12 protein-coding genes are annotated in these 19,902 nt (G+C 44.5%); 7 read left to right on the top strand and 5 right to left on the bottom strand.

Annotation, left to right across the window (positions count from 1 at the left end):
- Positions 1 to 21: 21 nt before the first annotated feature.
- From IQ257_RS09785 to IQ257_RS09775, 3 genes are all read right to left on the bottom strand, one after another.
- The gene (locus IQ257_RS09785; RefSeq protein WP_193872829.1) at positions 22 to 258 is read right to left on the bottom strand and encodes a hypothetical protein; all 237 of its coding nucleotides are present in this window, start codon (positions 256 to 258) and stop codon (positions 22 to 24) included.
- Between the two features lie 197 nt (positions 259 to 455).
- Positions 456 to 2,063 carry an adenylate/guanylate cyclase domain-containing protein gene (locus tag IQ257_RS09780; RefSeq protein WP_193872828.1) on the bottom strand — a complete coding sequence of 536 codons (1,608 nt, stop codon included), beginning with the start codon at positions 2,061 to 2,063 and terminating at the stop codon, positions 456 to 458.
- A gap of 142 nt (positions 2,064 to 2,205) precedes the next feature.
- Positions 2,206 to 4,050, bottom strand: coding sequence for an AAA-like domain-containing protein (locus tag IQ257_RS09775; RefSeq protein ID WP_193872827.1), 1,845 nt, complete (start codon positions 4,048 to 4,050; stop codon positions 2,206 to 2,208).
- A gap of 366 nt (positions 4,051 to 4,416) precedes the next feature.
- On the opposite strand from IQ257_RS09775, the gene IQ257_RS09770 reads away from it, so the two are divergent.
- The 5 genes from IQ257_RS09770 (at position 4,417) to IQ257_RS09750 (ending at position 15,431) form a co-directional block, all read left to right on the top strand.
- Positions 4,417 to 6,177, top strand: a complete 1,761-nt coding sequence (locus IQ257_RS09770) for a CHAT domain-containing protein (protein WP_193872826.1) — start codon at positions 4,417 to 4,419, stop codon at positions 6,175 to 6,177.
- Between the two features lie 94 nt (positions 6,178 to 6,271).
- A complete protein-coding gene (locus IQ257_RS09765; protein WP_193872825.1) occupies positions 6,272 to 7,318 on the top strand; it encodes an AAA-like domain-containing protein in 1,047 nt (348 codons plus the stop codon).
- A gap of 29 nt (positions 7,319 to 7,347) precedes the next feature.
- A complete protein-coding gene (locus IQ257_RS09760) occupies positions 7,348 to 10,305 on the top strand; it encodes an AAA-like domain-containing protein (RefSeq protein ID WP_193872824.1) in 2,958 nt (985 codons plus the stop codon).
- A 564-nt stretch (positions 10,306 to 10,869) separates the two neighbouring features.
- A complete protein-coding gene (locus tag IQ257_RS09755) occupies positions 10,870 to 13,011 on the top strand; it encodes a pentapeptide repeat-containing protein (protein WP_193872823.1) in 2,142 nt (713 codons plus the stop codon).
- Between the two features lie 254 nt (positions 13,012 to 13,265).
- A complete protein-coding gene (locus tag IQ257_RS09750; RefSeq protein WP_193872822.1) occupies positions 13,266 to 15,431 on the top strand; it encodes a pentapeptide repeat-containing protein in 2,166 nt (721 codons plus the stop codon).
- A 241-nt stretch (positions 15,432 to 15,672) separates the two neighbouring features.
- On the opposite strand, the gene IQ257_RS09745 is transcribed toward IQ257_RS09750, so the two are convergent.
- Complete coding sequence (locus IQ257_RS09745; RefSeq protein ID WP_228060577.1) at positions 15,673 to 17,298, bottom strand: CAP domain-containing protein; 1,626 nt, start codon at positions 17,296 to 17,298, stop codon at positions 15,673 to 15,675.
- 149 nt (positions 17,299 to 17,447) lie between these two features.
- Between IQ257_RS09745 and IQ257_RS09740 the strand changes: the two genes are divergently transcribed.
- Together IQ257_RS09740 and IQ257_RS09735 are read left to right on the top strand one after the other, a co-directional pair.
- The gene (locus tag IQ257_RS09740; RefSeq protein ID WP_193872821.1) at positions 17,448 to 18,053 is read left to right on the top strand and encodes a thylakoid membrane photosystem I accumulation factor; all 606 of its coding nucleotides are present in this window, start codon (positions 17,448 to 17,450) and stop codon (positions 18,051 to 18,053) included.
- Positions 18,054 to 18,118: 65 nt separating this feature from the next.
- Positions 18,119 to 18,727, top strand: coding sequence for a hypothetical protein (locus IQ257_RS09735; protein ID WP_193872820.1), 609 nt, complete (start codon positions 18,119 to 18,121; stop codon positions 18,725 to 18,727).
- Positions 18,728 to 18,798: 71 nt separating this feature from the next.
- On the opposite strand, the gene IQ257_RS09730 is transcribed toward IQ257_RS09735, so the two are convergent.
- Complete coding sequence (locus IQ257_RS09730; protein WP_228060575.1) at positions 18,799 to 19,683, bottom strand: hypothetical protein; 885 nt, start codon at positions 19,681 to 19,683, stop codon at positions 18,799 to 18,801.
- Positions 19,684 to 19,902: the final 219 nt, after the last annotated feature.

Here is a 19,902-nt window from a genome sequence, read left to right as displayed (position 1 = left end):
CTTAGTGGCTTCTTTCTTGAGTTACGTTGCCTCAGACAAAAGAGCGATCGCAGGCTTGTTAAGGTAGAGAAAGGGCATCTTAACAGGTTGCCGCCCGTTTTCATTCACTTCTACATCAGTCAGAACAATACAATTTCGAGAACCGTTGAGCAGATCTGAAAGTTTGGAGCGATCGCTGCTCACAGGTGTAAAAAGAGTGACTTCTCCCGATATTTCAAGGTTGTTGGTTGTTAAAACCTTAATCCTCGTCCGTTTCATTTGCGTGATTCTGTGCAATTGGCTGTTATTTCTGTCTCAGGCATCGGAGGAGAACTTTACGGCAAAGGCTCGTTTTTTTTACAAAAATTTATATTTGCACAGAATTTTATGCCATCTGGCTGAAGCGATCGCAACTGCTTCCGCTAAATTAAGTAAACCATGAGTTTTTATTTTTGATTGTGCGATCGCTCAAATGCCTATGGGTTTGGCTTCACTTGACCCCAGAGGACGCGGTAAAGCTGTAACGGGTGTTCCTTCCCTTTCACCTGAACCGGATTCATTTTTTTAAGAGGGACTGTTGGCTCACTCAATTTATCAACCGTACTTTCAGAAATCAGAATTTGACCAGCCTGCGCTGCGCTGCAAATTCGACTCGTGACATTTGTCGTATCGCCAATCGTGGCATATTGAATGAGTTTTCCCGAACCAATATTACCGGCTGCCACTTTTCCCGTATTAAGTCCAATATGAATTTGCAAAGGTTGTTGGTAACGTTTAACCCATTCCTGATTTAAACGACGTACCGCCCACTGCATCTCAATAGCCGCTCGGACAGCACGGTTAGCATCATCCGCCTGCTGGTAAGGCGCACCCCAAACTGCTAATAAAGCATCTCCGATATATTTTTCAAGAGTGCCTTCATAGGGAAAAACAATCTCCTCTACCATGACTTTAAAATACTCATTGAGCATTTCAATCACCTGGCGTGGTTTCATTGTAGAGGACATTTGGGTAAAGCCGCTGATATCAGAAAATAATGCCGTGACTTCTGTATCGACAATCTCTAACTTTCCCTCTTCCCGAAGCTTGCGACTGACGGCTTGGGGAAAGAAATGCTCTAGTTTATTCCGCAGCACAGCCTCCGCTTGCATCTTGATGAAAAGTTGGGAATTGTCAAGGGCGATTGCCGCTTGGTTCGTTAGACAGGTGAGAAACTCCAAATCTTCGTCTGAATAAATGGCGGAGAGGGATAAATTATCGACATATAGCACCCCAATAATTGCCTCTCGACTTTTTAAAGGGACACACATTGCCGCATGAATTCCTTCTCTGACAATGGATTCGGATTTATAGTCTAAATAGGCATCGTCAGATAAAATAGCATCTTTCTTATCGCGAACGAATTCAACAATTTTTTGGCTGTAGAATGTATAGTCAGCCGGAATTTTAGGCTGGGATTTGACGGCTTTGCACTCAAAGTGCCCCGTTGTTTCGTTGATTAAGAGAATAGCGGCTCGGTCTACCCGCATAATCTTAAACAGCAAATCTAGAATTTTTCCTAACAGTTGCTCGGGTTTCATGGGGACGGCAAGCTGCCTGCTCACTTCCAGTAAAATTTCCAGCTTATCCATTGCCCGCTGTTGCGCGTCGGGTTGCTGGAGGATGAGGATAGAGTTGCCGAGGTTATCAGGATAGGGGGAACTATACCTCGTGATGCGGGTAACTTCGGGTTTGACTCGCCTGACGATGGAAAGTGCTGAGGCTTGATTCTCAAGCAATGTCGGTGGAGCGGGTTTAATCGTGTGAACCAACTGGAAAACAACGTTGCCAAACTCAATGAAGTCCCCGTATTTGAGTTGGCAGCGATTAATTCGTTTTTTATTGACAAAGGTGCCGTTGAGACTTTGCTTATCATTAAGGATAATGCGATCGCCAGTTATGCTGATCTCAGCGTGATGGCGGGAAAGACTGCCATCGAGTACCGCAATAAGATTATCCTTCTCGCGTCCAATCTTGTTGACGCCGAATCCCAGTTCGTAAATCCGTTGGTTGGAAGTATCGGGTTCGCGAATTAAGTACGGCACGCCTCAATCCTACGTTTAATGCTTTTGCTTAACGATAACAGACAATCGCACCACCAATTGTCTCGATTACATTGGCACAATCGGTATCTTTTGTCATTTTAACGCTTTAAATCAGTATTTTCAGAAGTTTTAACACTATAATCTAAGACGATGAAGATATAAAATTCCCTGAACGAATGCGGAAATACTGACGATACAAATCGCAGCGAAGTGTTACTTCATTACCCTGAAGATTGACTAGCCCCAAGCTGTACAACTTAAACCCATGAATTGGTTCTAATTGTACAGGTTTTTCTGCTATTACCACTTTATTAAACGCAGCCGCTAAGGTAGGTTGCTGGGATAGCATCCATAAATGTCGCCGTAAATGGTCGCTGTAGAGTCCCGAATCAGTGGGTGCTGTTTCTAATAATTGCTCCAGTGTCATTTCCTGTCGGGCGATGTGGTAGAGTGCTAGTCGCACCAGATAGGGATGACCTCCTACTATTGCCATCAGTTGTTCAACCTCACTGGCACCCCAAGCCAATCCGTGCCGTGCTGCTAGTTCTTCTATTTGTTCTGTATTAAATTCGGGTAATTCAATCGGTAGCCCGACATTAAAAGGTGACTGATTAATATCCATTGGAACGTAAACTTCTGTCGAATGCACCACCACTAAACGGAGTTTGCGCCAAATTTCCCGATTCTTTGATTCTTCGTGCCACGCCCGCAACAAACCAAAGAAATCAGAAGAAAGTTCAGGATATTGAAACACTCGGTCTACTTCATCAAGCCCCAACACCAAAGGCTCAGTAACGTTAGTCAGCAAATACCGCTCGAAATAAGACTTACAGCTAATTTTACTACCAAAAACCCCGTTCCAATACTTAGCCAACTGATCGGGTAACTGGAGTTCTAGGGCGATGACGGCACAGAACCACTGTAAAAATCGATCCAAATCGTTAAACACGCTGCTATCTGCCAACTGAAAGCTGAGAGGTACGGTTCGGTACTTTAGCGTTGTGGCGTGATGGAGAATTCTTGCCATCAATGAAGTTTTGCCCATCTGTCGGGGGGCTTTAATGCGAATCAAGGCACCAGGTTTGGCAATTTCTTCGTAACAGCGATTGTCAATTCTTGATCGCACTACATAAAAGGCAGAGGCTAGTTCAACCTGTCCCCTCGGTAACTCCGGTTCTGCCACCGGTTGAGGTGGACTATTGAGGGTGAGGGTATCGGGAATGGGCGATCGCACAATTTTCGCAGTTCCTTTTAGAGGTGTAAAGGCACTATCCCGACTCACCCCAGATGAAAGTAATTCTAGGACGGCTTGGGCGATCGCGCTAGTATCCTCGGCTGAGTGCCACTCCTGTTGGGGCATCCCTTGTAGATAACCGCGCAGGTCGTGGTTGAGTGAGTTTATGGGACAATTGATGAGAATGGGTACGATCCAAGGCTTACCTTCTGGAGTGCGATCGCGCAAAGTTTTTGCTAGCCGTACCTCTTCCGTCACCATTTCACTACCCGCTACTCCCTTTGACAGCAGTATCAATACGCCATCACATTGGTTAAGTTGGGTACATATTTGTCGCAGTCCGTTGGTTGCCATGCGCCGACTGTTGCTGGCAACGAATATGTCATAGCCGGAAGCTTGTAACGTATCTTCTAACTGATCAGCAAGGCTTTTGTCTGGGTTTGTACCGCGATAGTAACTGAGTAAAATTTTGGTACGATTGGGATGTGTTTGAGTTCCCCCACTGAATAAATCCGGTCTGTACTTGGCAAAGAGGGCAATCAAGTCAGGACGGTGATTGAAGCCTGGATCTTGCAGATCACTTAAACCAAAGGTTTTACAGATATTTTCAACGTGTTTTCTGACTGTCCCTTGAGTGATATGCAGTTGATTGGCAATTTCGGCATCTTTTTCACCCACCAAAATTTTGACCAACACCTCTTCCTGTCGAGGGGTTAGCCCTGCCAATGCCTGTGTAAACTCCGCTTGATTCATTATAATTGTCCATATTCTTTAACTCTAGCAATATATCGCTCTTATATTACTCTAGGCAGAGGTAAATAAGAAATCTTCTGAATATAAGGTGTCGGGAATAGCACCTCGCATTCGATTCATCAATGCGATTAATCTGAAAAAGCCAACCGATAAATGTGAAATGAGAAAAACTGTAAGCCAAGGTTTAAGTAAATTAAGATTTTCGAGATCACTATCACTGCTGGCAGTCTCGGGCATTTTTCACACAGGTGTATCGAATCGTTGCTGAACTACTCTTCTGTGAGTCTTGACTTCACAGCGTCCCCAGCAGCTTGATTTCTTTGGAATAGTCAGAACTATACAGCCATCTTTCCCAAGTTATTGAAGATGAAGCTCACCGTTTCCCAGAGAAATTCTCTTGCTGAAGTTCTGACAGTTACTACAGTAGCTGCACTCGCACTGAGTAATCCTTTAAAAGCATTCACCGAGACGGCTCGATACTTTGCTCAGATGCATCCCATTGCCGTAAATTTACCTTCTGTCGGAGTACACAGCCGTACACTCCTAGAGGTTTCTGACAAACATCCCAGCATCTTACCTCATCAAAAAACAGCCAGTGCCTATCGTCAAGAAGCTGACCGCTTACTTCAGCAACATCAAGTCAGCGAAGCTCGACAGATAATAGAATTGCTTGAAGTAACAGAACTAGAAAATTACTTGAGTAACGGGCGAGGGCATCAATCCACTGACTCAGGTGTGAATGAAATTTCGCCAGCAGAACCCGTCAGAGTAGAGAATAATGCCAGTCAAGGTCGCGAAATTCAAATTGGAAAAGAACTCACAGCGTTATTGAAAATTCCCGAATCCCAGCGAACGGTTGAAGAACAGCAGCAAATTGCCCAACTGGTAAAATGGCAATCACAAATTGTTCAACGGTTCAACGAATTTATTCACACAGATACGGTTAAATCGGTTAGAAAACAGCTCACTGAAACCACTCAAGAGCAAAATTTACCCCTGACTCATTTAAATACCGTGCGAGATAACCTTCAGTCAGATGCAGTTTTGCTGTATCCCCTAATTCTTCCCAATCGACTGGAATTGGTACTCGTGACACCAGACTCACCGCCCATTCACCGAACCGTTGCTGTTAACTCAGAAGAGTTGCAGCACGCTATTGTTGAATTCCGTCGCGCTTTATCTAGTCCCAATACTGATGCCAAACTTCCCGCACAACAGCTTTATAACTGGCTGATTAAACCCATTGAATCAGACCTGAGAATGGCGCAAGCCAAAACTATTCTTTATGCGCCCGATGCTCAATTACGTTACATTCCTCTGGCAGCTTTACATGATGGCAACCAGTGGTTAGTAGAGCGTTTCAGTATTAATAATATTACAGCAGCGACCCTGAATGAACTCGATACCCAACCTCCAACTCAACTGCGTGTTTTAGCGGGGGGTTTGACCCAAGGGCGTTACCACTTTAGTGTCGGTTCCAGGCAGTTTGAGTTGACAGGATTACCCTTTGCTGGTGTGGAAGTGGAAAACTTGGCAGCAACAGTGCCAAACACGACAACTCTTTTAGATGACGAGTTCACTCCCGAAACCTTTGTGCCGAAGATGCAAGATTATAATGTCGTGCATCTGGCAACCCATGCGGCGTTTGTACCGGGAAAACCGGATGATTCATTTATTGTATTTGGTAATGGCGATCGCGTCACTCTCCGAGAGGTTCAAACCTGGAATCTCCCCCATGTGGATTTAGTCGTGCTGAGTGCCTGTGAAACCGGTGTCGGTGGCGAGTTCGGAACCGGTGAAGAGATTCTGGGATTTGGCTATCTGATGCAACAAGCTGGTGCCAAAGCAGTCATGGCGTCTTTGTGGTCAGTCGATGATGGCGGCACTCAAATGTTGATGAATGCATTTTACAGGAGATTGCAAGAGGAGAATCTCACCAAAGCAGAAGCGTTACGACAAGCGCAGCTTACCCTGATTGCGGATAAGGGTGGGGCATTGGGGAAACAGCGAGGAACGATTGCGGTGATGGGAAAACACCAGAAGCTCTCGCCAGAGAACGAGGTGGTAAATCGTTTCAACCATCCTTATTATTGGGCATCATTTATTTTGATCGGGAATGGTTTGTAAACTCGTTCACACCTGTGAAATGTTCCTACACAAAAACACAAACCGACTCATCTAGGTACTACAACAAAAGGGTGAAGTATACCCCTATCTAGCCATGAATCGAGTCAACTTCAGCGAACCCCCCGCTAGGATGAACCCAAGACAGCACGAGTTACTTCAACAAGCTGATGCTTTCTATGTGGAACGCCCAGAAATTGACCAACGCTGTCACCAAGAATTTCTCAAACCGGGTGCCTTAATCCGCATCAAAGCCCCTCGACTGATGGGCAAAACCTCGCTCATGACAAAGATTCTCGATCAAGCCACTCAGCAAGGCTACACAACTATATCGTTAAACGTTCAGTTGACAAACACTCAATTATTTGCTGATTTGACGCAATTTTTGCAAGAATTTTGTACCCGTATTGCTCTACAGCTAGAGTTACCCGAACGGTTCACAGAATATTGGAACCCAATTTTAGGCAGCAAGACGGCTTGCACCTTTTACTTTGAGCGGTATTTGCTGGCAACTACAACTAATCCCCTGGTTTTAGCCTTGGATGAGGTGGATGTCATGTTTAACTATCCTAAACTCGCTGCTGATTTTTTCGGGTTGTTGCGGGCGTGGCACGAAGAAGCCAAAAATCGAGAAATTTGGCAAAAACTCCGGTTAATCCTCATCCACTCCACAGAAGTTTTTGTGCCGATGTCCGTGAATCAATCACCCTTTAATGTCGGACTACCGATTGAATTATCGGAATTTCAACCTGCAATGGTACTCGAACTTGCTCAACGATACGGACTGAGTTGGAGTACAACTGAGGTTGAGCAGTTAATGGCAATGGTGGGTGGACATCCTTACCTCGTGCGAAAGGCTATCGAGTCGATTGCTCGTTTTGAGATAACGTTAAAGCAACTTCTGGAAACCGCACCCACAAATCATGGCTTGTATGGCAACCATTTAAGACAGCAGTTGTGGGATTTACAACAGCATCGAGAGTTAGCGATGGCTCTAAAAAAAGCTGTCGATACGCCTTACCCGGTGCGATTGACACCCATGCAGGGTTTTAAGTTGCACAGCATGGGACTGGTGCTGTTACAGGGAAATCAAGTAACACCTCGATGTAATTTATACCGCTACTATTTTCGCCTCAAGCTGTGAGTGCCATTCCCGAACAGTAGAATTTATGTATGAGTTTCCAACCCTACTCAACCTACGATTATCAAGTTGGGGGAAGCCTACCCCTTGATGCCCCTACCTATGTCACCAGACAGGCTGACATTAACCTTTATCAAGGGTTGCAGGCGGGAGAATTTTGTTATGTCCTTAATGCCCGACAGATGGGTAAGTCTAGTTTGCGGGTACAGACAATGCGACGGCTAGAGGCAGAGGGTGCTGCCTGTTGTGCCATTGATTTAACGGCAATTGGCAGTCAAGAGGTGAATCAAGAGCAGTGGTATGCTGGTATTATTTATACACTGGCAAGTAGTTTCGAGCTTTTAGATAAAATTGATGTTCTAACGTGGTGGTGCGACCGCGAATCCCTTTCCCCAGTACAGCGGTTAGGAGAATTTATCCGCGAAGTCTTGCTCACGGAAATCGAGCAAAGTTTAGTTATTTTTTTCGACGAAATTGATAGCGTCCTCAGCCTCAATTTTAAAGTAGACGATTTTTTTGCCTTAATTCGCGCCTGCTATAATAAGCGTGCTGACGATCCCCCATACCAGCGCCTCACCTTTGCTCTATTGGGAGTGGCAACGCCATCAGACTTGATTCAAGAAACAAATTACAGCACTCCGTTCAATATTGGTCGAGCTATTGAATTAAGGGGGTTTCAATTTCAGGAAGCTCAACCCCTAGCCTTGGGATTAGCCAGAGTGTCTAATAACCCGGAGGCATTTCTCGCTCAAGTACTGACTTGGACAGGAGGACAGCCGTTTCTTACCCAGAAAGTTTGCCAGCTAATTCTAAACAATGGGGCGGCAATTCCGGTGGGACAGGAAGCGGCATGGATTGAAAACTTAGTGCGATCGCGTATTATCGAAAATTGGGAAGTCTACGATGAGCCAGAACATCTCAGAACGATTCGCAACCGCTTGCTGGCTGATAAAGAACGCACCGGAACCTTGCTGAGACTGTACCGACAACTCTTGAAACAAGGAGAAGTCGGCGCAGATGACACTCCCGAACAAATGGCACTGCGACTGGCGGGATTAGTAATTAAGCAGCAGGGCAAATTAAGGATTGGCAACCGCCTTTACGAGTCGGTTTTTAACCTGAATTGGATTCAGGAGGTATCTGCACAAGTCGGTTTGCGACTTGATCTGGCAGAATTCCCGCAACTCAGCCGACAGGAGTACTACAACCGTCAGGTTTTGCTCAATAAAGTCAATCACTATTGGGTTCAAGGCGTTCTGGAAACTGCCCTACACGACCAAGTCCCCATTGAACTGGGTTTGGAGAAGAAACACGATGCCGTTGTTCACCCTCTAAAGATGGTCGCTAAGGCACTCGACGAACCGCCAGAACCGTTGCCCGCAGGGACTCAAATTATTAACCTGTTCGATCAACTTGGGGAGGGACGCTCTTTACTGATTTTAGGAGAACCGGGATCGGGCAAAACCATTACCTTGTTGGAACTAACACGAGATTTGATTAATCGCGCTCAACAAGACATTAACCATTTAATTCCAGTCGTGTTTAACCTTTCTTCTTGGGGGAATAAAAAACAGAGTATTGCGGATTGGCTGGTGGAGGAACTCAACACCAACTATCAGGTTCCTAAGCCCATTGGACAGCCTTGGGTTAAAGAGCAGCAACTTTTACTGCTATTAGATGGTTTAGATGAAGTTCGAGCCGACTATCGAGAGGCGTGTGTTGCTGCCTTAAATAGTTTTTATCAGGAGTATTGCCCCGAAATCGTCGTAACTAGCCGCATCAGAGACTATTCCAGCCTTTCTAATCGCCTCACCTTTGAAAGTGCAGTTTACTTGCGATCGCTTACCCTTGAACAAGTCCATCATTACCTGGATAGCATCGCTACTGATTTAACAGGATTGAGAACCTTAATTGATGGGGATAACGTGCTACAAGAGTTAGTCACCTCACCCCTAATGCTCAATATCACGATTTTGGCTTATCAAGGAATAACCCTAGAAGAGTTACCTCACACTAACAAAGTGGAGGAACGACGCCAACAGCTATTTAATCGTTACATTGAGCAGATGTTTAGCCGTCGGGGAAGGGGTCAGCCCTACAGTCAGAACCAAGCTAAACGCTGGCTGATTTGGCTGGCGCAGAGGATGGTTCAGACCTCTCAAACTGTCTTTTTAATTGAGCATATGCAGCCGAATTGGTTGAAAAGCGCCCGTCAAAAGCGGCTCTATGCGATCGGCATTGGACTGATTGCTTGTTTTATCGGTGGGATAGGTTTTGGAGCAATTCTTTGGCTGACTACAATTCCGTCACAATTTGTGTTAATTGCGGCGCTTATTCTAGGAATCAGTAGTGCAGTTACCAGTGGGTTAGTTTTTGGATTGATTAGTAATCAAATTAACCCAGTAGGAATGCTGAAATGGTCATGGAAAAAAGCGAGAGATAATCTGTTACTGGGGTTAATTGTTGGGTTAGTCTTTGGACTGGTTGTGGGATTTAGCAGCCTCTTGATTTACGGGCTGGTTATTGGAATAAGTTCTGGATTAATAGATGCCATAATTGCCGCATTGCGTGCCTTTATCAGTGGTGGATTAACGTTTATCCTGCTGCGGGGATTAACGGGTTCTAGTATAGAAACTAGTACAGTACCGAATCAAGGAATTTGGCAGTCGGCTAAATATACTCTGATTTTAGCAACGACCGGTGCTGTAGGTTTAGCCGCAGGTTCTTGGATTATCGGTATCCCAATTCTTTGTGGCGTAATCAGTGGGATACTCCTCGGACTCTTTGGTGCTGGCGAAGCTTGTATTAAACACTTCACTCTTCGCCTTATCCTCTGGCATAATGGCTACAGTCCCTGGAACTACGCTCGCTTCTTGGACTATGCCACAGACCTCATTATTTTGCGAAAAGTCGGCGGTGGGTACATCTTTATTCATCGGTTGCTAATGGAACATTTTGCTCAGATGACTCAGGAAGAATTCAGGAATTAAGGACTTCATAAATCCGTGATTTAGAGGGGGTATGTTCAAAATAGCTGGCGTATCAACTGTTTTGGTGTATTTCTGTCAGTTCAGCAGGCACTGCCTGCCACGATCGAACGGGGAAGGAACACTATCCTTGTTAAAACCTTTATGATTAGGGTTTCGACAAGGGAACACTGGCACTCTCTTCCCATTGCTATAAAGACTAGACTATCATAGTATTTATAGACAGTTACTCGGAATTGCGATCGCTGGTTCGCCAGATATTTTGATCGAGTTCACTCAGCAATGGTAAATAAATTAATGGTGATAAATATCTCCCCACCTCACCAAGTTGGTTTAGGAGTTGGGTGTTTTGGAACAATTGTTATTAAGTGTATTTCCCGTCTAGCATTAGCTCTCAATGTTGCTAGAAGAATTCTAATAGTGGAGTGAGTGCCAAACAGGTAAGCTTTTTTCCTGCTACCGTGCAATGGGATTGCTTCAAGTATCGAAACCTTTTTTAACATAACTCCATAAGTCCTAAGCCAAAGCTTTAATGTCTTAATTCTTGAAAACTGCTTTTTTGTTGTAATGAACGGGCGCATCGTGCTAGATAGTGATCAAGCTAACTTTTGTGTTGATGACAATCGATTCAAAGAACAAAGCCTCCAACAGGCTCAGGATGTCATTTACCAGTTCCTTATTGATAGTGTCAATCAATCGTCACCCGAAACTGTTTTACAGGAATTTAAACAGTTATTTGTATTGGGAAATAGTCTAGTTGATCCAAAACTAAATCAGGCTCTTAATGCAATTATTTCTCAGAAAAACGAGACAGATTTTATAAATACTCTGAAAAGAGCTTGTTATATCTTGATTAATAATTGGTCTTCTAAAAGAAAATTTACTTTCATACAAAAACTTATTAAACTCCTTGCTGATTCTGCCGTTAATCCCCCTAAGCAAGCTCCAAATTTAAATCGCCTACGAACGGCATTGGTTAATTTTGTAAACAGTCAAGATTATCAAGGGCTGAAATTATTTGCGTCCCCTTCTGAAGAAAAAAAGCATTGGAGCCATCGATACACCTTTTATTTATTAGTTCCTCAATATCTAGATTCTCGAAATCCCGTAGAACAAAGAGAAATTGCTAGAAATCTATCCAAGCGACTGAAAAAAAAATTCAAATTCGAGCTAGCCATGTATACGGCTCGGTGTGATTCTCCTAACTTTAAAGAGACGGAAATTAATAATCCTACTCAACTCGGCGATCTCGCTATTAAAATAATAAAAAAAGTTGGCGCACAGCATCTTTTATTTAATCAAGCAAATTATGCTAATCTGTTTACTCAACAAATTCAAAATCAAGATTATAAAACCTTCAAGAAAAGTCTAAAAAAATACTTGTTGTTTTCTATTAGCAATTCTGCTCATTTAGAAATCCTAGATACTCAACTGTCTGCCAAATTAGATAATCTCTACACTAACTATCACTCAAAGCCTTTAACTGTTGATTTGTTGCTACGAACCTGCAAGCGTGTTATTGGATTTCTGACAACTGAAGATAGTCGCGAACCATCGTCGTTATTCATTTTACTCACCACTCACGGTAGTTCCCTGATTGTAGCGATTGCCCTATTCCGAATTATTCGGATTTGCAAGTATGCTCAAACCCATTTAGAATTTTGTATTGCTCACCTGATTCGTTACTACGAAGGTTCTTTGGAAAGCGACTGTAAATGGCTGATTCATTTTTTAGAGATATTTAACATTATATTTGCAGTTTACAACGCAGATGTTCAATATAATTTAGTCAAAATCAAATCCCCATCTCAAGGTTCTGGTTTTGATAAAAACTGTGATATTGACAATCTCAAGACCTATCGCATCTTTTCTCAATTGAAAGGTTCTGATTTGCGGAGTGCTGATCTCAGTGGTATTGACATCCGCAGCACTGATTTAAGCGCCGCTGATCTGCGAGACGCCGAACTCAGCGGTGCTGACCTTAGTCAAGCTGACTTGAGTCTTGCCAAACTCAGTGGTGCTAATTTGAGCGGTGCCATACTCAATCAAACAGAATTGAGCAGTGCTATGCTCAACGGAGCTAATTTGAGCGGTGCTAGTCTTGCTGGTGCAGACTTGCGTTGTGCTGACCTGCGCCAAGCTAATTTGAACCATGCCACTCTGACGGCTGCGAAGTTGCGCCGTGCCGACCTCCAGCAAGCCAATCTTAGAGAAGCTAATCTCTGGGGTGCGAGTCTTGATGCCTGCGAACTCAGAGATGCTGATTTGCACCATGCCGACCTCAGTAACGCCAACCTCAGTAACGCCAACCTCAGTAACGCCAACCTCAGTAACGCCAACCTCAGAAGTGCTCAGTTATGTCATAGTAAGCTGCACCATGCCAACCTCAGTGAAGCCGATTTAGATCGGGCTAACTGTAATCATGCAAGCTTAAGCGGTGCCAACCTTAGCCATGCCAACTTGACCCGCACGGACTTAAGCCATGGAAATTTGAGGCACGCCGATCTCACAGAGGCACTTCTGCGTCACGTTAATCTCAAGGGGGCTAACCTCAGCCACGCTAATCTCACGGGTGCCAACCTGTTCGGTACTAATCTCAGCGATGTCCAGGTCACAGGGGCTTACTTCAGGAATAATTCGGGATTATCTGAAGAAATGAAGCGAGAACTCATCCAGAAAGGCGCAGTGGTTGAGGTGCAGTTCGAGTGACACTCGATAATGTGTCGCTAAACAGCCCCTACTGCCATAAATCTACATAGGTTTTATGTAACAACAGAATACAGGAGTTCAGAATTTTTTGAACTTCACACCCCAAACTCAAAAATCATGGATAATTTAACTACAACGAATTTCTCTACTTCTTGGTAAGTTCAGAGAAAATTTAGGCTCTTACAGCTTTCGTTACTGCTGGCATCACTCCCGCAGTAAGATAACTGAGCAGTTACAGGGTGTGTTTATCAATTATGCAAAGTTCCATCTTACCTACTAATTCCAACCTCAATTCCACCGTTGATGTAGTTCCGCAAGAACAGTTAAGTATTCAGGCTGCTCAGGATATTATTTATAAATTCCTGATCGATAGGGTGGCTTGCTCTTCTCCTGAAGCAATTTTAACGGAATTTCTGAAATTGTTTTTTTACGGTGAGAGTAGTCTAGGTTCTAAAGTCAACAAGGCTCTCTATGAAATTCTGTTCCGCAAAGACGAAGCCGAATTTCGCAATACCTTTAAACGCTCCTGTTATATTTTAATTAATAACTGGTCTTCCAGTCGAAACTATTCTTCGATTCAAAAACTTATTCAAGTCCTGGCTGAAGCGAAAGTCAAGCACAAACAACAAACACTTTCTCCCAGTCTACAACGCCTAAGAGCTTGGCTGATAAATTTCATTGAAAGTGAGGATTACCAAGAACTCAAGCTTTTTGCTTTACCGGCTACGACTCAAGAGAGAAAAAACTGGAGTCATCGCTATGCAACTTTTTTACTCGTTCCTCAATACCTCAATTCCCAAAACCCTATAGAACAGAGAGAGTTAGCCAAAAACTTAGCCAAACGCTTGAAAGAAAAATTTAAGTTTGAGTTAGCTAGATATACAATTCAATGTAATTCTCCCATCCTCGAAGAAAAGCGACCTTCCAATCCAACTCACCTCGGTGATGAAATCATTCACTTACTCAAACACTTAGTTTCTAGAAAAGTCCTTTTCAGTTATTCCAGCTATGCTAATCTATTTATCCAGCAAACTCAAAATTTAAACTATCAAGACTTCAAATGCAACCTACAGACCTATTTGCTTTTCGCCGCTAACCACCTTCCCTCTATAGAAGTTCTCAAAAATCAATTAGATAATAAACTAAAAAAACTCTATGAAGCGCATCATCAAGAAACTCTAAACCTTGATTTACTCCTGCGAACCTGCCGACGATTTATTGAATTTTTAACAATAGAAAATGATCGGGAGCCTTCTTCGCTTTTTATTTTACTCACAACTCAAGAAAGTCCGTTAACCCTAGTTATCACTCTCCTGAAAATTATTCTGTTGTGCGACTATGTTCGGACTCATTTGGATATTTGTATTGCCAAATTAATTCGTTATTACGAAACCTATCCTGAACAAGACTGCCAATGGTTTATTAATTTCTTGGATGTTTTTAATATTGTATTTGCAATTTACACAGAAAACGTTCAATACAACTTAGTCAAAGTCGATAGGGAGTCAATCAATCAAAGTGTTACTGAATTGGATACATACCGGGTCTTTTCTCAATTGAGAGGTGCTGACCTGCGGGGTAGCGACCTCAGTGGTGCCGACATTCGCAGTACCGATCTCAGCGCTGCTGACTTACGAAATGCCAATCTCAGCAGTGCGGACTTGAGTCATGCAGATTTGAGTCTTGCCAAACTGGGTAACGCTAACTTGAGCAGTGCTACGCTCAATGGTGCTGTGTTGATTGCGACTAACTTAAACGGGACTAATTTGAATGGTGCAAATCTTAGCGATGCCGATTTGAGTCGTTCTGACCTCCGGCAGGCTAACTTGACTCGCGCTAACTTGACTATTGCTAAGTTGCGTCGTACTAATCTTCAAAAGGTCGTCCTCAAGAATGCCAACCTCAGCGGTGCTAGCCTAGTTGCTGCCGATCTCAGGGGTGCTGACTTGCGACAGGCTTGTTTACAAAACGCTGACTTAAGTGATGCCGACCTTAGCTTTGCCAACCTCTGCGATGCCAATCTCAAGGGTGCTAACTTATCTCGGACAAAATTTCATCACACCAACCTGAGCAATGTCAACTTCACTCAGGCTAACCTGCTCGGTGCTACTTTGATCGGAGCGTGTCTAGCTGAAGCCAACTTCAACCGTGCAGACCTCAATTACGGAAATTTTTGCGGTGCAAACCTCCAAGGTGCGCTACTGCGCCACGCAACACTGAATCATGCTAGCTTGAAAGGTGCCAATCTCAGCCATGCTGACTTGAGTCATACTAATTTAAGCTATGCAGACCTGCGCGGTACTGATCTGAGCAATACTCTTTTGCGCCACGTTAATCTCAACGGTGCTGACTTGAAGGACGCTAATCTGAACGGTGCTAACCTATTCAAGACCGATTTAAGTACTGCAAGGGAAAAATAGACTCAGTGCAAGAAGGTAGTGGCGTGACCCACCTTAATTGTGACTTTAGAAAAGCGCTACAATCCTTAATAGCTAAAGTTTATCTAACTCAAAATCCCACATCTCAACCGATTAACAAATCGCCCCTTTAGCTCATCCAATAAGATGAGTTTGGCAGTGGGTGACTGTCTTGAGTTTTGAGTTGTGGGTTAGTTTTGAGTACTATTCGTTCTTACCGAGAGCTATGGATTAAAAACAGAACTTAAACCTCCGTGAAAGCTACCTCGGCAACTGCCATCAGATAACGAGAATCTACCTTGTTGATGATGGCGAGGATCTCACCCCCAAAACTGATGAGAGTATTCTTGGTGTTTGCACCTGTTCCCTGGGTAATAGTTAGTTCCTCGAACGTTAACCCATTCGCTAAACCCAAGAAATCTTCGCCAATGTGGAAGTCAATAATGGTATCAGTCCCTTCGCCAGCAGCCAGTACAAACGTATCGCTGCCGCGACCTCCAGAAAAATTGTCTCCAGTGAGAGTATCATTGCCCAGCCCCCCCCAGAGCAAGTCATCGCCATCGTCACCCCAGATTTGGTCGTTATCATCCTGACCGTAAAGTTGGTCGTTACCTCCCTTACCGCCAATCCGGTCGTTTCCTTTACCCCCGTAGATGATGTCGTCGCCGCCAATGGAACCACCAGGAGAGCGAGAGTTTAGATCACCTCGTAGTACATCGTCACCATCTCCACCACGAATTACATCATCTCCCAAACCCCCGGCAATCGTATCATGACCAATACGACTTGAAAGATCATGATTTGCCGTTGTGTCTTCAACAGGAGAGTTGTTACTAGTAGTCGCGTCATTAGAAGCTGGCTCGGGAGTCGGAGTTGGAGTGGGAGCCAAATCAGGTTCGGCAGTTGGAGTTGGAGCGTCATTAGAAGCTGGTTCGGCAGTCGGAGTTGGAGTGGGAGCCAAATCAGGTTCGGCAGTTGGAGTTGGAGCGATACTCAAGTCATCAGTTTTGAGGTCAAGTTTAACGTTTTCTGACCCGATAGTTACCTGCTGAGTTTCAGTATCGGTTTGTCCGTCCTTGTTCCAGTCACCAGAGAACGTGACTTGATAAGTCCCACCGGGCAACTGCATCTGATAGCCGCCAGCAGTCCAAGTGGTAGTCGTGAAACTTTGGTTTGTTGTAGTATTAACCGCTGTTACATCAATTTCAGCAAGTCCCTCACCGGAAGTATAGAAATTATCATCAACGGTCTGGTCGTCGAATACTACTCCCAACAACCAGGAATTGCCAAAGTTGAAGCGACTGCCAAAGTTTTGAGTCGTGACTAGTGAACCAACGCTGGTGGTTGGGTCATTTTCGGGAATAATGGAAAGACCAATCTCCCGAAAATTATTGTTCATAATGTTGTTGCGATGACCGTGTGACTCTTGTATTCCCGTTGAGGTAAACCCCCAATCAATCGCAAAACTGGCGTGACTGTGGAAAACTGATTTTCCGAATGCATAGACATTTTCCCCAACAGCAGACCAGTTGTATCCAGTACCTGCAACTCGCTGTCCTAGGGTTAATTCACCGGGTAACTGGTGTGACTGCGTATCCTCCTGAATGATCAATGCATTGTGATCTTGTGCAGCATCAATGAGTTCATCAGACCATGCCAGTGGCTGCACGGGTTTGAGACTAAGCCACTGAGCGCTTAATACATCAATATCTACATTGAAGTAGTCGAGGGCAAAGTTGACGCTGGTATCGGATGAGTTCAGTAAAAGGTCGAGTTCGTTACTGGGCTTCAACCGCATCCGGTTGATGAGTTCGAGCATTTCTTGCTCTTGTGCGGTTGGTTGGTTTTGGTCTTGTTGGGGTAGATACATCGACTTTATCCCTGAAGTGCTTAACTTCAGTTTCAAAGACCGAGGTTTATGATCGCGTTGTCGCTATGTTTGCGTAATGTATACGTTCCCGTGCCATAGTTCAAGGGATAATCATAGAGAAGGGGGATTGGAGCCAAAGATAGGTTGATATGACTATTTACTCATTTCGATTGAGAATCATAAACTTGAAAAATTGTCAAACTTACAGGCGTCTTGTTTCTGGGGGCTTGTCGATCCTGATTGCCGTTGTTGCTTGTTGGCTGCTGGCAACACCCTCAGCACTAGCAGGACTCAATGATGATCGCTTTGATGGTGACATTTTCGCTCTTTACGGCAGTAACGCTTCTCTGGTGCCGCCGCGTGTTAACTTGGCAGAGTCTCTGAAACGGAATAAACCAGCACTGTTGGTGTTTTATGTCAATGACAGCAGTGATTGCAAGCTGTATTCTGTCGTTATCTCTCAGCTCCAAGCACCTTACGGACGAGCGGCGAATTTTATTCCCATTAACATTGATACCTTGCCTCTGAAATCTAACTACAAACCGATGGAATCGGGCTACTACTACAAAGGGTTGGTTCCTCAAACGGTTCTTTTTAATCAGGAGGGTAAGGTTGTACTCAACGAGACAGGACAACTGAGTTACGAACAAATCGATGATGTATTTCGAGATGTTTTTAATTTGTTACCCCGTTCTGAGTCCATTGAACTGAAACGCCGAACCCTCAATGAGATCAATACTGAGCTAAGGGAATAAGCCGTATCAGAAAAAGGGGAAATGGGCATTTTCATTTGCTGTTGCCAGCTATTCCTCGTGGGCTGATGTCACAAGTCTACAGCACAGAAGAGTTAATCAAAATTTTGGCAGATGAGCGTCGCGCCTGCATGAATGGGCAGCGCCTTAATTTGGCAGCTTCGGCGTCTGGCAACCCGTTGATTGACCGTTTTCTCAAACCGGATGGTATTCAAAAGTTTAGTGCTTATCGAGACTTCAAAGCGGCTGTACACGGTTATCAGCGGCAACACCAAATTTCTGGTATTGTTTGGCGACAACTTATAATTGAGGGGAAAACTCTGCGCTATCCTGCCGTTGACGATCAGCTTGTGGCACTCTCTAGGGACGTGGAACTCCTCAAAGCGGCTAAGGCTTCAATCTTGAGGTTTTGGTGGCAAGTAACCAGTGATATGGACTTGTACTTAAGTATTAAGCTTGGCAGGGACTATCGCCAAATTACACCCGAAGATGCCAGAGCGATCGCTTCTAAAACTGAATGGGCGAACCTCTTTAAACATGGTAATGCCAGATTTTTGGAAATTATCTTGCAGTTAGGCTGGGGTCAGCCAGAGGAAGCGTCTTATAAGCGAGGATGGCCCGCATCGGGTAGCGAATATATCCATGGGGTAAACCCCGGTCAGCGTCCAATTTGCTAATTGAATGATGAATTATGAATGGAGTCAATTTTTTAATCTATCACTCATCATTCATAACTCATCATTACTCATTACCAACGCGCTTGAGGACCTGCCCAGACTTGGTTGACGACTTGACCGTAAACAATCGGGTCGTCTTCAAGGGCGAGGGTCGTTTCACCGGTCATATTGACTGCCCATGTGGGCCAGCGTTCTTCACCCAGTTCACCAACACGGAACAAAACGCGATTGGGATCGCGTTGACTCCAACCCAGCAATACAGCATTGCTGTATTCCATTCGCTCTGGTGCTAGGGTACTGACCTGATTTTGCCGCCGATCCCAGATTACAGCGTAATCCGAAGCATAAGACGTGCTGAACATCCCTTCAAACTGGCGTCCTAAGAGGCGCTCACTTGAAGGCGACCAAGAAACCGGAATCAACATTGAAAATGTTCCCGGCATATCGGCTTCTTCATTGCTGACTAAGGGATTATCAGACAAGGGCGACGATGGGTTTATGGTTCGCAAATCTCCAGTTTCCAAATTTTCCAGAAACATTACGCTGGTGATGCGACTGCGGTATAGTTCCGGCTGTCCTTGCATCTGAATACGACTGTAGGCAGCGTACTGACCGTCTGGAGACACTAAGGGTTGACTGCGATAGTATCGTAACCCGAAGCTTTCACTCTCACTAAGTTCAGCATGAGTTGCCAACACCCAACCCCAAGGAACGGGATGGGGACTATCGAGGGGGTCAATTTGTACTTTTGTCTGAGTCATATCGGGTTCTGTTTCTTCGGGCGCTTCGATAGAGGGCAAGGAAGAAGGTACCGATAATGGGCTAGCTCCTATAGGCACACGCACCTGTTCAGCCCGGACAGATGGGTTATGAGCAACAAGCAGCAAGGGGGCTAAAAATAGCGTATGTGGCTGCTTGTACAACCATTCGAGTAAACAGACTATTTTACTGAGCATCGATAGGATAGGGGATGGAGGTTGCTAAACGGCGCTTCTTGTGTGAGGAGCAACGCCCGAGGAACTCTCATCTATGTTCCTCAGTCTATATATATCAAGTTAATGATCCATAGAACTCACTCTTTTACGAAAGTTTTCACTCTTGTCTTAAAAACGGGAAATGGGAAACAGGGAATAGGATTTTCACCCTCTCCCCGTTCTGCCCTTGGTGGCTTGATC

It is taken from the genome of Coleofasciculus sp. LEGE 07092 (genome assembly GCF_015207375.1).
In the GTDB taxonomy this organism is placed as follows: domain Bacteria; phylum Cyanobacteriota; class Cyanobacteriia; order Cyanobacteriales; family Coleofasciculaceae; genus LEGE-07092.
This window is presented reverse-complemented; position numbering and strand designations above follow the sequence as displayed.